Raw genomic sequence first — 16,087 nt, 5'->3', positions numbered from 1 at the left:
GGAGGTGTGAAAAATGCCAACGGAAACTTTTTTTCGTTTGCCTGAAGAAAAAAAAGCGAGAATATTGGCAGCTGCCAAAGAAGAATTTTCAGTTCATTCAATTCGGGAAGCCTCTATTTCTAACATTATAAAACTTGCCGACATACCGAGAGGGAGTTTTTATCAGTATTTTGACGGAATAGAAGACCTGTATCTCTATTTTTTTGACTTTTTAAGAAGAAATAGTATGGAAACTTTTTCCCATCTTTTGGAGGAGACTAAAGGGGATTTATTTGAAACTTATACCCAGTATTTCAAAATTCTTATTCATGAAGTCTTGGAAGGGGAATATGTGGGATATTTCCGGCAGTTGTTTTTGAACATGGATGACCATGTGGTACGTCATGTTTCAAGAGGATTTAACGTCAGAATGCATCAGTATTCGCAGAGAATGGAGAAATTTCCTAAAAGCCAAAAAGGTCCGGGCAGAATTTCCATTAAAGATTTAGACACGACCAATTTGCGTATCCAGTCAGATGAGGAACTAAAGGAATTGGTGCACTTGATTTTGCACATTTTATTTTCTACAGTTGTACAGGCGTTTCGCAAAGAAAATTTACCTCCTAAACAACAGGCTCGTGAGGCGGTCATAGAGTTTGACCGTAAATTAGGCTGGTTAAAAAATGGAGTAGAAATCAACAGGGAGGTTGACTAGATGTTAAAAATTTTAAAAAAGATGTCGCCTTGGTCAGCGATAGGCGCCATTTTATTCATGATCGTTCAAGTAATTAGCGATCTGTATCTGCCTACACTTACTTCGGATATCATCAACAACGGTGTAGCGAAAGGAGACATTGATTACATTTGGAAAATTGGTTTCATCATGATCGGTGTGTCCGTTATCAGCATTATCGCTGCGGTAGGAAATACTTTTTTCGCTGTCCGTGAAGCACAAACGGTGGGAAAAGATTTACGTTCTTCTATCTACAAAAAAGTCGAATATTCAACAAACGAGCAGTTCGATAGATTTGGGACAGCTTCCCTGATCACACGAACTACAAATGATGTAAACCAAATTCAAATGGTTTCTCAAATGGTTTTAAGAATCATGATCAACGCTCCCATCACATTACTTGGTGCTAGCTTTTTGGCATATCAAAAAGATGCGGAATTGACAAGAATCTTTCTATTTGTGTTGCCGATTTTGATTGTATTTATCGGCGTGATTTTATTCTTTGCAGTCCCGTTGTTCAGTTCATTGCAGAAAAAAACTGACAAATTAAACTTGGTTTTTAGAGAAGGATTGACGGGTATCCGAGTTATACGGGCTTTCAACCGTTCTGAATATGAAGCTGAACGTTTTGATAAAGCAAACAAAGATTATGTGAATACAGCAATCAAGGTGTTTTCAATTATTTCTCTGATGATTCCGATTGTCACGTTGATTATGAGCGGGACCAATATCGGTATCGTGTGGGTCGGCGGTCATTATATTGCAGAAGGCAATTTAGAAATAGGAAATCTTTTGGCATTTATGACTTATGCCACACAAATTTTAATGAGTTTCATGATGATGACTATGATTTTTGTCTTTATTCCAAGAGGTCAGGCATCAGCAAAACGGATTAATGAAGTATTGGAATCTGTACCGGAAATCATCGATCCGATTTCACCGGAGCAATTTTCTGAAACTGAAGAATCTTCCTTGACATTTGATCATGTGGATTACCGTTATGCAGGAGCAGAGAAACTTGCATTGCACGATGTCAACTTTGATGCGAAACAAGGACAGACAGTCGCCATTATCGGCGGGACCGGTTCAGGAAAAACCACATTGGTGAATCTCATCCCCAGATTTTATAACATTGAGGCGGGAAATATTCTTTTAGATGGACATGATATCACTAAAGTGTCTCAAAAAGATTTGCGTGACCGTATCGGTTTTGTTCCCCAGCAAGCTAAACTGTTCGTTGGAACGATTAGGGAAAATATGCTATACGGAAAAGAAAACGCCACTGATGAAGAAATTTGGCATGCACTGGAGATTGCACAAGCGAAAAACTTTGTGGCAGGATTAGAAGAAGGTCTGGACAGTAAAGTTGAACAAAACGGTTCTAATTTTTCTGGCGGACAGCGTCAAAGATTGTGCATTGCCAGAGCTTTGGTGAAAGAAGCAAGTGTCTATGTCTTTGATGATTCTTTTTCTGCACTGGACTTCAAAACTGACAAGCTGTTGCGGCAGGCGTTGTTAAAAGAAATTACAGACGCTGTGGTCGTGATTGTGGCACAGAGGATCAGCACAGTAGTCGATGCAGACTTGATTTTAGTGATCGATGACGGGCGGATCGTTGGTCAGGGAACTCACGCGGAACTTAAAGAGACGAATCAAACCTACCGTGAAATCATTGAATCACAATTGAGAGAGGAGGAAATCTAATGGCACATGGACCAGGACCAAGAGGAAGAATGTCGTCAGGAAGGCCAGAAAAAGCTAAGAATTTCTGGGGAACGACTAAGCGCTTGCTGAGATACATGTCTTCCAAAATATATGCAGTTTTAGCGGTCTTTATCTTTGCCATCGTGGGAACTGTCTTTCAAATCCGAGCACCTAAGAGACTTGGGGAAGCGACGACGGAAATTTTTGAAGGTGTCAAAAAAGGTTTCATAATGATGCAAAAAGGAGAGCCGCTCAAAGAACTGCCCATAGATTTTGATGCGGTCAAAACGATTTTAGTTTCCGTTGGTGTCATGTTTTTGGTTTCCGCATTGATGGGTTTGCTCCAGCAATTAATCATGACGAGAGTTTCTCAAAAAACTGTGTATCAGTTGAGAAATGATTTGAAAGATAAAATGAATAAAGTGCCTATAAAATACTACGATACACATTCCAATGGAGATATCATGTCTCGTGCAATCAATGATATGGATAATATTTCCGGGACCTTGCAGCAGAGCTTGACCCAACTTCTGACAAGTGTAGTCACATTCTTTGGTATCTTGTGGATGATGCTGTCCATCAGCTGGCAGCTGACATTAGTGGCGCTTTTAACTGTTCCTTTGAGTTTGGTTGTGGTTATGATCGTAGCACCCAAATCACAAAAGTTTTTCAGCACTCAGCAGAAAAGTTTAGGTCTGCTGAATGACCAAATCGAAGAAACTTATGCGGGGCACACAGTTATCAAAGCTTTCAATTACGAGGATGAGTCAATCACAGAGTTTGAAAAAGAAAATAAAATTCTTTTTGAAGTTGGTTGGAAAGCCCAGTTCATTTCGGCAATGATTATGCCCTTGATGAATTTTATTAAAAATCTAGGCTATGTTTTTGTTGCAGTGCTGGGAGGCATCAAGGTGGCAAATGGCAACATGACTCTGGGGAATGTTCAAGCATTCTTGCAGTACACCACACAGTTTTCCCAGCCTATCACTCAGATGGCAAACTTGATGAATACCATTCAAGCAACTATTGCTTCTGCGGAGCGTATTTTTGAAGTGTTGGACGAGGAAGAAATGACACATGAGAAATCTAATATTACACCGATCAGCACGCCGGATAAAATCACTTTTGATCATGTTCAATTTGGCTATGAAGCAGAAGACCTGCTGATGACTGATTTTAATCTAGCGGTGCCTGAAGGAGATATGATTGCAATCGTAGGACCAACAGGAGCAGGGAAAACCACATTAATCAATCTTTTAGAAAGATTTTATGATGTCAGCGGCGGAAGTATCAAGCTGGATGGCAGAGATATCCGGGACATTTCCCGTGAGGAACTGCGGAGTCGTTTTTCGATGGTGCTGCAGGATACGTGGCTGTTTACCGGGACTATTTATGATAACATCGCTTATGGTCGTAAAGATGCAACTGAAGAAGAAATCATTCGGGCAGCTAAAGCAGCCCACGCAGATGAATTTATTCGACGTTTGCCAGAAGGCTATCAAACGATTTTAAATGAAGAAGCCAGCAATATTTCTCAAGGACAACGTCAATTGCTGACTATCGCCAGAGCATTTTTAGCAAATCCGGAAATTCTGATATTGGATGAAGCTACCTCGAGTGTAGACACCAGGACAGAGAGTTTGATTCAAACAGCGATGGGACGCTTGCTGAAAGGTCGGACAAGTTTTGTTGTCGCCCATAGACTGTCTACTATTAGAGATGCTGATAAAATTATTGTGATGAATCACGGCGAAATTGTTGAGACCGGCAACCATGAGGAATTGATGGAAAAGAATGGTTTCTATGCGGACTTATATAACAGTCAATTTTCTGAAGAGATAGCTGTATAATAAAAATAAAGGCAAGTATCTGCTTATACTTATCAAGCAGATACTTGCCTTTTTATGTATTATTAATAGTATTAAAAAACACTTCTATGAGAATGAGTGGTTATTTCTACACTTTTTTTTCATTCAATGTTAGAATAATGTGTGTAGCAATAGGAAAGCGTGGGAAGTTGATAATGGGAAAATTTCGCATCGATCAAGAGACATCTGTTGAATTGGTAGCATTAAAAGTAAAGGATATCGAAAAACAGTTAAATTTTTATCAAAGCCTTTTAAAATTTGATATTTTAAGCGAAGAAAACGGCATGGTCTTTTTAGGTATCAAAGAGACCAAAGAAAGTCTAATGATCCTTCTTGAACAACCGGACGGGCTGCCAAGTCCATACACTCACAACGGCTTGAATCATTTGGGATTGGTTGTTCCAACTAGACAAAAATTGAGTAAAATTTATCAGCATTTGGAAAAAAACAACTATCCGATTTTGGAATTAGTAGATCACGGATACGCTGAATCAATCGTTATTAGGGACCCTGAGTTTAATGTTGTTGAAATTTATTGGGATAAGAATGGTGGAAATTCGCTTGCCTGGGAGTATGCCCCTCTGGATTTGGATTCTCTTTTAGCAGAAACGGATGAGCCTTACGAAACGTTGACAACGGAAGCTAGAGTGGGGCATGTGCAGTTGAATGTGGTTAATTTGGAAGAAAGCAGAAAATTTTATGAGAATATTTTAGGCTTTCATGTCAAAGACGACCGTTTCAGAAGCGTGACCTACTTGTCAGCGAGTGGTTATCACCACCATCTCAGCCTAAGCAATTGGGCCCAAGTGGACACGTTGGATGACAAACATCTGGGATTGGACTACATTTCTTTTCAGCTTGCAAGCATGGAGGCTTTAATGGCTTTAAAGGAGAATGTGGAATCATCAGGCCATCAGTTTTTCTTTAATAATGGAAAAAAGATTTTACAAGTTGATGATCCAAACGGAATTCATGTTTGGTTTAGAGTAAAGCCGGAAAAATAAAATTCCTAAAAAGGTCTATAAAATTAATTTGCTGAAAATTTAAACGGTGTCAGGTGAAACTGCAGAAGATGATTGCATCTTCTGCAGTTTTTTTGTTGTCCATCACTTATTGAAAGATATATTTGTCTTATTTAGACTAAGCCTACTTTTTAAAAGCCTCTATTTATGTTAAAATGGAAAAGATTATGGATAAAACAATAAATTATGAATGGTTAATAGATGAGATTTGAGGAAATGAGTGGAAAAATGAAAAAATTTGTTATCAATGGCGGGAAACCACTGACAGGTGAAGTGACGATCAACGGAGCAAAAAACAGTGCTGTTGCATTGATTCCGGCAGCGATATTAGCTGACTCTCCTGTGGTTTTAGAAGGTGTGCCGGATATAGACGATGTCTATTCTTTGAAAGAAATTTTAGAAATCATGGGCGTGAAAGTAAGCTTCGAAAATAATCAGATGACTATCGACCCCCGGGAAATGGTTTCTGTACCGATGCCAAGCGGAAAAATCAATAGCTTGAGAGCCTCTTATTATTTTATGGGTGCTTTGTTAGCTAAGTTTGGCGAAGGAGTAGTGGGGCTTCCCGGCGGCTGTTTTTTGGGACCAAGGCCTATCGACCAGCATGTGAAAGGTTTTGAAGCATTGGGAGTAAAAGTTGACTCAGAGCATGGAGCCATGTATTTACGTGCACCAGAAGAAGGCTTGATTGGCACGCGGATATTTATGGATGTTGTCTCCATTGGTGCTACCATCAATATCATGTTGGCGGCTGTCAAAGCCAAAGGGCGGACGGTAATTGAAAATGCTGCCAGAGAGCCTGAAATCATTGACGTGGCTACCCTGTTGAATAATATGGGCGCAAAAATACGTGGAGCCGGAACCAATGAGATCAGAATCGACGGTGTAGAAAAATTGTCAGGCTGCCGCCATTTTATTATCCCCGACCGGATTGAAGCCGGTACATACATCGCTCTTGCCGCAGTGGCAGGCGAGGGTGTCTTAGTCCGCAATGTGATTCATGAGCATATCGAAAGCTTCATCTCCAAACTTCAGGAAATCGGCGTGAATTTAGATATCAGTGAAGATGCCGTATACGTGCATCCTGCCAAAGATTTAAAAGCTGTGAACGTGAAGACCTTTCCTTATCCTGGATTTGCAACAGACTTACAACAGCCTATCACCCCTCTATTGTTAAAAGCAACAGGTCAAAGCATTATAGAAGACACCATCTACCAGCAGCGTATCAATCATATCCCAGAATTAGCTCGTATGGGAGCAACTTGTCATGTGGAAGGCAATATGATTATTTTGAATGGACCAGCCAAATTACACGGTGCAGAGGTGGCTGCCAGCGATTTGCGGGCAGGGGCTTGTCTCGTAATGGCAGGGTTGATTGCTGAGGGAACAACAAAAGTTACCAATGTGGAATATATTCTACGCGGGTATGATTCGATTATTGAAAAGTTGACTCATTTGGGTGCCGACATTCGCATGATTGAAGAAGAGTGATATCAGATATTTTTTAAGACAGGTGCTCAAGGCAAACGGAATATAATTTTTGTAAGCTGGCAGAAAGAGGAGTACAGAGAAAGTCATCGCGGCAGCAGCCCGATAAGTGAAAGGAGTCTTTATGAAAGACTATTTAACAATGGGAGAGTTGGAAAACAGCACTCTAAAAGAGATTTATGCTTATGCAAGACAATTTAAGATTCCCTATTACAGTCAAATGAATAAAAAAGAATTATCTCTTGCGGTCATTCGCGCACAGGCGGAAAAACAAGGTTTCTTTATGATGGAAGGGATTTTGGACATCGTCTCTCAGGATGGCTACGGTTTTTTGCGGCCTATCAATTACTCGCCTAGTCAGGAAGATATTTATATCTCTTCCTCGCAGATCAGACGTTTTGGTTTGAGAAATGGGGACAAAGTGTCAGGCAAGGCGCGCCCGCCTAAAGAGTCCGAGCGTTATTACGGTTTGATGCATGTGGAATCTGTCAACGGAAAAAATCCGGAAGAGGCAAAAGAACGTCCTCATTTCCCTGCATTAACGGCGACCTATCCTGATGACCAGCTAATATTGGAAACAACGCCGGGCAGACTGGGAACCCGGATGATAGATATTTTTTCACCTGTAGGTTTTGGTCAACGGGGGCTGATTGTCGCGCCGCCGAAAGCTGGTAAGACAACTTTGATAAAGGAAATTGCCAACGGAATCACGACAAACTATCCTGAGGTTGAACTGATTGTCCTGCTGATTGATGAACGTCCTGAGGAAGTCACAGACATTGAACGCAGTGTAAATGCTGACGTAGTGTCTTCCACCTTTGATTTGCAGCCGCAAAATCACACCCGGATTTCGGAACTGGTTTTGGAACGTGCTATGCGCTTAGTGGAAGATAAACGGGACGTGGTTATTTTGATGGACAACATCACCCGGCTTGCTCGAGCGTATAACTTGGTGATACCGCCTAGCGGAAGGACATTAAGCGGAGGGATAGACCCTGCGGCGTTCTACCGTCCTAAAAAGTTTTTCGGTGCCGCCCGTAATATTGAAGAAGGCGGAAGTTTGACGATTCTTTCTACAGCATTAATTGACACAGGCAGCCGAATGGACGACGTGATTTATGAAGAATTTAAAGGAACGGGAAATATGGAGCTGCATCTTTCAAGGGAGTTAGCTGAAAGACGGATTTTCCCGGCCATTGATGTGAAAAAATCCGGTACCAGAAAAGAGGAGCTTCTCATTGACCAGAAAAATCTTGATGATATCTGGAAATTGCGCCGTAATATGAAAGGCGACTCGCTGGAATATACGGAACAATTGTTGAATTTTCTGAGAAGGACTAAGAACAATCAAGAGCTGTTCAAAGCCTTTAAAGATGTCTCGTTTGGCAAAAATATCCGCCATTAATTTACGATAAAATCATTGCTTAATTAAAAAAGATATGATAATATCATACTGTTGTGAAAGCAAAGAATAGAAACTCTGGTTCAGCAAATGATCCAGGGCAAAGGAGAGATAAACAATGAAAGAAGGTATTCATCCAAAATACCAACCAGTTGTGTTTATGGATTCAACGACTGGCTACAAATTTTTGTCAGGATCGACGAAACATACAACTGAAACTATCGAATGGGAAGATGGAAACACTTATCCGTTAATTCGAGTAGAAATCAGTTCTGATTCACATCCTTTTTACACAGGTCGTCAAAAGTTCACTCAAGCAGACGGACGTGTGGATCGTTTCAACAAAAAATACGGTCTTACAGACGAAAACGCAGCAGAGTAATCGTCACTATAAAAAATTATGTTCCAACAACTTTTTAAGAGCTTCTCTATGTTTAGAGAAGTTCTTTTTTATAGATGAATGTTATATCAACAGTTTAAAATACCCAAACAGATGTTATCTTTTTCAATGCATGATTTATTTGATAACATGGCGAATAAATTTATTCTACAAGGTTAAAGTAGGAATCTTGCAGGACATCATCTGAAAATATAAGCCAAATTATATTTGACCTGCTGAAAAATAATTGAAAGATTGGAAGTTTAAGTGATGAAGCAAATTATTGATTATCAGTTATCTTTTAAATCTCAGGACATTAAGGATAATGTTAAAGAATTTTTAGCTTATCATAAAAAAGAAGATGTAATCGCTCATTCAATCAATGTCGCCAAGACAGCTGAAAAGTTGGCTGAAGGGTTCAATATTTCACCAAAAAAAGCTTATATTGCAGGCTTATTACATGATATTAGTCTTGTGATTCCTGATGAAGAAAGGCTGCAGTTGCATCAACAACTGGGAAAAGAGGTTTTGGCAGAGGAAGAAAAATTACCAATGATTCTTCATCAGAAACAATCAGTTTTTATTGCTGAAGAAGTTTTTCGTATTACTGATACAGAAATATTGTCAGCAATTGAGTGTCACACAACACTTAAGAAAGATGCATCAGATCTTGATAAAATAATATTTATCGCAGATAAAATTAAATGGGATAGAAAACACAGTGCGCCATATTTGGAGAAATTAAACAAGGCGCTGGAAGTTTCTCTTGATGAGGGATGCAGAGTTTATATTGAATGGGCACTATCAGATATTGTTGTTTTACACCCATGGTTAGAAGAAGCAATGAATGATTTGGAAATGAATGGATTATCCTAATAAAATTGCTGTTAGTTGCCAAACCTTTAAAAAAGCCTCAGACGTCTGAGGCTTTTTCTTTTTCTGGGAAGTCTTCTCCAGTATCTTTGTTTTTAGCTAAATCACTAAGAGGACTTGCATATGTTTGAAGGAACAACGATTGTAAATTAAGGTGGACAATTAAAAAAATCATTGAGTGGCACTCAAAACGGTTCTTATCCATTTCTATCTTGTCTTAATTCTATGCAAACTTTGCAGCTTATTTATCTCTCGTACGTCCATGAAAGCGAAATCCTAGCCAAAAATTATTTTTGTTATTCAAAGATCAATTTAGGTGTGTTAAAATGTATGAATGGCAGGTTTTATAAACAAAGGAGGAGTATAATAAGATGTTTTGTTGGAATTGTGGATATAAAAACGACAATAAATCTTCTTTTTGTGAAGAATGTGGTGTTGATTTGGATCAAGGGTTGACAAACGACACAAAGGCAGCTTCTGAAGAAAAAAATATTGTCGTGAAAACAGTGGAAACTGTTCCCAATCAGTCACCACCTAATGTAAATCAAAAATCAGCTGTACCTAAAGCGCCAATGTCTGGCAAAAAAAAGGAAGTTTTAATTGCGTTAGGAGTAGTTTTTGCTATTTTTGTGGGTGCATATTATTATGGCAATCATTATTTTAGTTACAATCAGCAAGTGACAAGATTCGAGAAAATAATTAAATCGAAAGATCCAAAAAAATGGGCCCAAGTCATTGAATCTGCGGACCCAAGTTATAAAGTCAGTGCAGAGAATCTAAAAAAAATGACGAACTACTACAAAAATGACAATCATAAAGAGGAGTTCTCTCTACTTATCAGTAGTTTTGACAACCTCAACAATCTTAATGCAGATTTGAAGATTGTAAAAGATGGGAAAGCTTTCTTTTTCTTCGAAAAATACAAATTAAAGATTTATCCTGCGTATTTGACTGTCAATACGGAAGAACAGACGGGAATTCAAATCGAAGTTGATGGCAAAAAACATGGTGATGGAAAAGAAACAGAGATTAAAATAGGTCCATTGACACCTGGTGAATATGAAGTCAAAGGAACACTAAATGATGTTTCAACGATGTCAACTGTCAATTTGATTCGTTTGAATAATGATTTTTTTGAAGAAAACAGTACAGTGACTTTTGATTTGCACAAAGTTTCCTTTTTGGTCAGCTCAAATATAGATGAAGCTGATGTCTTTGTTGACGATAAAAAAGTAGGTACCATTGAAGATGGCTCAGCAGAAATTAAAGATTTGGTTTGGCATCAGGGCATGACTGTTCAAGTTAAGAAAAATTTTGACAAAGAAGAACTAAGCACTGCTTCCCGAGAGATAGAATCTGATGAGTTTCTTGCGGAGGATTATGACAAGGAAGGTTATTATTCAGAACTATCACTTCAGTTTGAAGACATTCCAACAAAATATGACATGGAGAGTTTCTTAAATGGCTTTTATTACGATGTCTCTTATTATACTAATGAATTTACAGATTTGGGAGAGTCTGAAAAATCTGATTTTTCTAAATATTTTGAGAATGGTAAAGAGAATAAAGAATATCAAGATTTTATCAAATTTATTGAAGGGGTTCGTTCTAGTAAAGAAAAGTCAAGAGTATCGGGAAGACCTACAGTTGAAACTTTTACAATGATTGGGGAAGATAGGTTTCAGGTACAATATTTGATTGAATATCGTACAATCTATCAATCATATGATGTAGATGATATCGTTCAGGTCTTCAGGTATAAAAAGGGAACATTTAAGTATGATGCGTCAGAAGATCAATTCCAAATTGTTGATTTAGGTGGCGTTGAAAATTTTGAGACTGTTGACAACGGCGGGGTGTCTTAGCTTGATGCTATTTCATAAACGAAACATCTTTCTGATAACAAGTGCTCTTATGATTGTGTTGGTGACGGTGCTAATTCTTTTTTTGAATAATAAACAACCTCAAAACGAATCAGTGACAACTGAAACAACAAAAAAAGAAAATTATTCAACAACCACGACGTCTACTACAGAACATGTCATGACTATCGAAGAGCAATTGAACGTGTTAATCAGTCAAATGACACTTGATGAAAAAGTAGGACAGCTTTTTTTGGCTAGAGTTCCTGAAAGTAATCAAATTGAAGATATAAAAAACTACCATTTAAGTGGATATTTATTATTTGGTCGAGATATTATCGGCGAAGATAAACTTAGCTTGAAGAAAAAAATAGCAGATTTTAAAAATAGCAGTGAGATACCCTTGCTTATCGCTTCCGATGAAGAGGGAGGAACTGTCACCCGTATTAGCCAGAATAATTTAGTAGTGTCTGAGAAATTTAGATCGCCTCAGGAAATATATTTAGCAGAGGGAATGGCGGGAGTGTTGGCTGATGTACGGAGAAAATCAGAAATTTTCAGAGAGTTAGGTATCCATAGCGGGCTATATCCTGTCGCGGATATTTCAGTTGATCCGGAAAGTTTTATTTATGATCGAACCATCGGTCTGGATGTTGAAGGCACCAGTGATTATATTGCTCAAGTTGTTTCTGAACTTAATAAAGAGGGAATAGGCTCAACGTTGAAACATTTTCCTGGATATGGTGATAATTTTGATTCTCACGTTGATGTAGTTCGTGACACACGATCTCTTGAAGAAATTAATCAAGAGTCGTTACCACCTTTTGAAGCAGGGATTGCTGCAGGTGCTGATAGTATTTTAATTTCTCATAATATTATAGAGGGCATTGATTCCTCTGTTCCAGCTTCACTATCACCGAAAGTTGTTGATGTTCTTCGAACGGAGTTGGGATTTCAAGGTGTGATTATGACCGATGACATGGATATGTCTGGCTTAGCTGAGTTTATTTCTCAAGAAGCAGCTGCTTTAGCTGCGCTTAAATCTGGGGTTGATTTGATTCTATCATCTACTTATCAGCAACAAATACCCATAGTGATATCAGCAGTCTTAAATGGTGAATATACCGAGCAAGCGCTTGAGGCATCGGTTTTACGAATTTTAAATTGGAAATATAAATTAGGAATTATTAAATTGGAGGATGAATAAAATGAAGTTTTGTATGCATTGCGGAAAAGAAATAAAAGAGAGTGTAAAATTTTGTCCATTTTGTGGGGGAAAACAACAAGAAATCCCTAACACAGAGGAGAAAATAAGTGTTGAGGCAACAAATAATGTTAACGAACCGGTAACGAAATCGGCAGATGAAGAGACTGTTTCTTTTACACCAAATCAAGAACAGACTGAACAGCAACAGGATCAGCAACAAACTCAAGGAACCCCTTTAATCAGTATTAATCAAGAGACAGTGAATCAATTGACAGATAGAAGCAAAAATTACCTATCTTACTTGAATCAGAATATCAAGTCGCCTGCTTTAGGAAAAGCAAATACAAACGGTGTATTCGGCTTAACCTCTTATATTGTCGTTAATGTTTTAATTAGTTTGGGTATCAGTCATGCTTTGGGGAAATCATTTACTGGATTAAATTTCCAATTTAAAATGTTTTTACCACTGCTGCTCTTATTTTTGGTTGGTCAATTTATTAATGTATTGGCTATCTTTTTGTTAGGAAGCAAAGTTTTCAAAGCTAATATTAGCTTAATGGAAGCTTTTGATAGAGTATACGCTCCAATCAGTATTAGTGTTTATGGTGCAGTGATAATGTTTATTTTTACATTTGTATCTAGATTTGGTTTTAGCTTTATTTTTACAATTGTTTTGCTGTTTATATTTTTCTTGATCTATATTTCTTATATCGCAAATATTTGGTCACTTGATAACTTTGCTACGAATAAAAATAAGTTTTATTGGACCATCGGTGCACTAGTATTAGCATTTATAATTCAAATTTTCGCAAATATTTTATTAGGTGATATCGTAGGAGGAAGTTTACTGAGCTTGTTTGAAGAAATTTTGACTTCAGTTACTTCTAACATGTTCTTTTAATCAGGGATGAGCAGGTAAACATAAAACTTTCTCTGAGTTTAGAGCAATTGTAATATTTTGGAATGATGTCAGGAAAAAATGAACTAAAATGATTCCGATAACCGCGTAGTATCAGCAATGACAGCAGTCAATGCCACAATTTCAGATGAATAACTATTGCACAGCTTTTTCCGTAGACTTACCCAAGGAAGAGGCTGTGCAAGAGTTTTTAAGTAATTTTCACAGCACGCTATCTAGATTTCAATAAGGCAAGATGATGCAATATGGTTTAATTTTATCAGGGAGAAAAAGTGAAGGATAGTCGGACAAATAAGTTTTTTTGGAGGGAATATAATGAAAAAGTGTAAACAATGTGGGGCGCCTTTAGTTGAAGATGCAAAATTTTGTACAAAATGTGGCACATTAAATGAGACGGAGATGTCTGCTTTTGCACAAAATGAGCCAACTAAGCAACGTTTTAATCTTAAAAGGAATCTAATCATTATTGGAACGCTTGTTTTAGGGATTGGACTTTTAGCTGGAGGCTACTATTTTTTTTCATCATCAGATAAGGTGAGTTTTAACAATGGAATCGTTTCTCAACAAGCGAAAAACAAACGCAAAAAAACGGTTCAGACCCAATTTTTTTCATACAAAAACGGTGATTACTTTGGCATTCTTGATAAGAATTTGACTATTATTAATGAAAGTCTCAGCACCACACCTGTGGTTTTCAACAAGTTTGGTGCAGGGGTAGTTAATAGGAAAGAAAAGAGCGTACTTGTTAATACTAAAGGTGAAGAAATTGCAGATGATGATTTTCTTGGACTTAATATGTTTAATATAAATTACGTATCGTCTTATGATAATACAGTAATGCAATCAAAAAATGGAGTGATGGATTTTAATATTAAATCTGAATCAGAGGATGACGAAAATTATAAAATACTGAGCGGCTTAATTGATTCAAAAGGTAATATTGTTTTAGAAGCTGGAGAATATCAGTTTATGCCTTTTTATGGCCGCACATTAACTACTTTTTATAGAAATAATCTTGCTGGTGTTGTCAATGAGAAAGGTGAGATTATAGTTGAACCAATCAATGAGCAAGCTCTTGTGATGAGCGATAAACGAATCGCAGTCAAGAAAAATGAGTCTTCCAAATTTAACGTCGTTGATTTACAGGGAAATATAGTCGAAGAATTACCCTATGATTCTATTTATTTTATGTATAATTTCGCTGACTATTTTCATGTAACAAATGTTTTAGGAAAGAGTGGCATTATTGACAGCAACTTAAAAGAGATTTTGCCTCCAACTTTTTCTTCTTCTATTTCTATTTCTGAGAATAATAAATATATACTCTTCCATGAAAATGAAAGATACGGACTAAATAAAATCAATGGCGAAACTCTTATTGAGCCGACCTATGATTATTTGAGTCTCCCTAATGAGGAAGGCATAGTAAGTTTTCAAAAGGAATCAACATACGGGTTAATGACTGTAGACGAAGAGGTAATTGACAGTTCCTTTGAGGATAGTCTTTATAGCATAGGGGGAACTAATTTATTTTTTCAATCCATATACTCAGAAAATGAACAATCGACTTCTGTTGTTAATGGAAAAGGAGAAGTTCTTGCAACAGAGGAACTTTATTTTTCTGGCAGAGCTATTAGTCCAGATAATATTTATGTGTTACCAAGGGCAAATGAAGATAGTGAGTCTACGTATGAAGAGCGTACGCATATTTTGTTTAATAAAAATGGGCAAATATTATCAGAAAGGGCTACATTTTTTGCTGATCTTGGAGAAAATATTTTTATTCAGGAAGACAACTATGGGGTGATAATGAATAAAGAAACTGGGAAAATAATTAAAGAAAAAGAGTTATAATAAAATTTTATTAGATTGGAAAACAATGAAAATTTTTCAATAAATACTATGCGTAATTAATACCCAGACATCAAATATAAGTTCGCTGCTAAATTTTAAGCTCGTGTTATTAAAGGTTCTGATGGTTTAGTAAGTCAGATTTGACACTAAGATAAAAGAGTTGCCTTTTGTATTTTAAGTGCTAATTTGATTCTAAAGCAGTCTATAAAAAAACAAGTAAAAATGATAAAATAAAAATAGAGGAAAGGAGAAGGAGGAGGTTGTGTTGTTGAGAACTATTTCTTCTAAAGATAATCAGGCTGTTGAACAATTAGTAAAATCTTCTCTTAAAGAAGTAGGATTGGCGATGAAGGGGACAGCATACATGGACCCCCAGTTGAGCAATTTGTCACAGTTTTATTCGGATACACCCAAGAGCGGATTCTGGATTATCGAAGATGATGATGGTGAAGTGATTGCTTGCGGCGGATATGGCCCGATAGCTGGCGTATCTGATACCGGAGAATTACAAAAGTTATATGTGAAAAAAGATAAAAGAGGACAGGGATTATCAAAACGATTGATGGATTGTATTTTATCTCATGCGAGTGAAGACTATGATTATTTGTATATTGAAACTCATCATATTTTAAATGAAGCTAACAACCTTTATCTCAACTATGACTTTACCCAAATATCCCAACCATTAGGACAGCCTGAACATTCTGCCATGGATTGCTGGTATATAAAAAAATTAAACTAATAAGACCGGACGGTAAGTATAACTGTCTAATGCTGAACCCCCTAGCTGCTATTGA

Annotated in this window: 13 protein-coding genes; all 13 read left to right on the top strand. The window is 37.4% G+C overall.

Annotation, left to right across the window (positions count from 1 at the left end; translation table 11 throughout):
• The first annotated feature begins 13 nt into the window (after nucleotides 1-13).
• Nucleotides 14-694, top strand: a complete 681-nt coding sequence (locus AC4PHI_RS09655) for a TetR/AcrR family transcriptional regulator (protein ID WP_492199699.1) — start codon at nucleotides 14-16, stop codon at nucleotides 692-694.
• A complete protein-coding gene (locus AC4PHI_RS09650) occupies nucleotides 695-2,416 on the top strand; it encodes an ABC transporter ATP-binding protein (RefSeq protein ID WP_492199698.1) in 1,722 nt (573 codons plus the stop codon).
• Nucleotides 2,416-4,266: an ABC transporter ATP-binding protein gene (locus AC4PHI_RS09645; RefSeq protein ID WP_492199697.1), complete on the top strand. Its 1,851-nt coding sequence runs from the start codon at nucleotides 2,416-2,418 to the stop codon at nucleotides 4,264-4,266. Before AC4PHI_RS09650 ends, AC4PHI_RS09645 begins: the two co-directional genes overlap by 1 nt.
• Before the next feature lie 173 nt (nucleotides 4,267-4,439).
• Complete coding sequence (locus AC4PHI_RS09640; RefSeq protein ID WP_492199696.1) at nucleotides 4,440-5,288, top strand: VOC family protein; 849 nt, start codon at nucleotides 4,440-4,442, stop codon at nucleotides 5,286-5,288.
• Between the two features lie 246 nt (nucleotides 5,289-5,534).
• Nucleotides 5,535-6,797, top strand: coding sequence for a UDP-N-acetylglucosamine 1-carboxyvinyltransferase (gene murA / locus AC4PHI_RS09635; RefSeq protein WP_492199695.1), 1,263 nt, complete (start codon nucleotides 5,535-5,537; stop codon nucleotides 6,795-6,797).
• Nucleotides 6,798-6,918: 121 nt separating this feature from the next.
• The gene (rho, locus tag AC4PHI_RS09630) at nucleotides 6,919-8,199 is read left to right on the top strand and encodes a transcription termination factor Rho (protein WP_492199694.1); all 1,281 of its coding nucleotides are present in this window, start codon (nucleotides 6,919-6,921) and stop codon (nucleotides 8,197-8,199) included.
• 115 nt (nucleotides 8,200-8,314) lie between these two features.
• Nucleotides 8,315-8,578, top strand: coding sequence for a type B 50S ribosomal protein L31 (locus AC4PHI_RS09625; protein ID WP_492199693.1), 264 nt, complete (start codon nucleotides 8,315-8,317; stop codon nucleotides 8,576-8,578).
• A gap of 267 nt (nucleotides 8,579-8,845) precedes the next feature.
• On the top strand, nucleotides 8,846-9,451 hold the full coding sequence (gene yqeK, locus AC4PHI_RS09620) for a bis(5'-nucleosyl)-tetraphosphatase (symmetrical) YqeK (protein ID WP_492199692.1): 606 nt from the start codon (nucleotides 8,846-8,848) through the stop codon (nucleotides 9,449-9,451).
• Between the two features lie 368 nt (nucleotides 9,452-9,819).
• Nucleotides 9,820-11,313, top strand: coding sequence for a zinc ribbon domain-containing protein (locus tag AC4PHI_RS09615; protein WP_492199691.1), 1,494 nt, complete (start codon nucleotides 9,820-9,822; stop codon nucleotides 11,311-11,313).
• 4 nt (nucleotides 11,314-11,317) lie between these two features.
• Nucleotides 11,318-12,517 carry a glycoside hydrolase family 3 protein gene (locus AC4PHI_RS09610; RefSeq protein WP_492199690.1) on the top strand — a complete coding sequence of 400 codons (1,200 nt, stop codon included), beginning with the start codon at nucleotides 11,318-11,320 and terminating at the stop codon, nucleotides 12,515-12,517.
• Nucleotides 12,510-13,418 carry a zinc ribbon domain-containing protein gene (locus AC4PHI_RS09605; RefSeq protein WP_492199689.1) on the top strand — a complete coding sequence of 303 codons (909 nt, stop codon included), beginning with the start codon at nucleotides 12,510-12,512 and terminating at the stop codon, nucleotides 13,416-13,418. The genes AC4PHI_RS09610 and AC4PHI_RS09605 overlap by 8 nt, the downstream gene beginning before the upstream one ends.
• A 333-nt stretch (nucleotides 13,419-13,751) precedes the next feature.
• A complete protein-coding gene (locus tag AC4PHI_RS09600; RefSeq protein ID WP_492199688.1) occupies nucleotides 13,752-15,290 on the top strand; it encodes a WG repeat-containing protein in 1,539 nt (512 codons plus the stop codon).
• A 262-nt stretch (nucleotides 15,291-15,552) separates the two neighbouring features.
• On the top strand, nucleotides 15,553-16,032 hold the full coding sequence (locus AC4PHI_RS09595; protein WP_492199687.1) for a GNAT family N-acetyltransferase: 480 nt from the start codon (nucleotides 15,553-15,555) through the stop codon (nucleotides 16,030-16,032).
• The last annotated feature ends 55 nt before the right edge of the window (nucleotides 16,033-16,087 follow it).

The organism is Vagococcus sp. QWL-13, from assembly GCF_058683555.1.
This window is presented reverse-complemented; position numbering and strand designations above follow the sequence as displayed.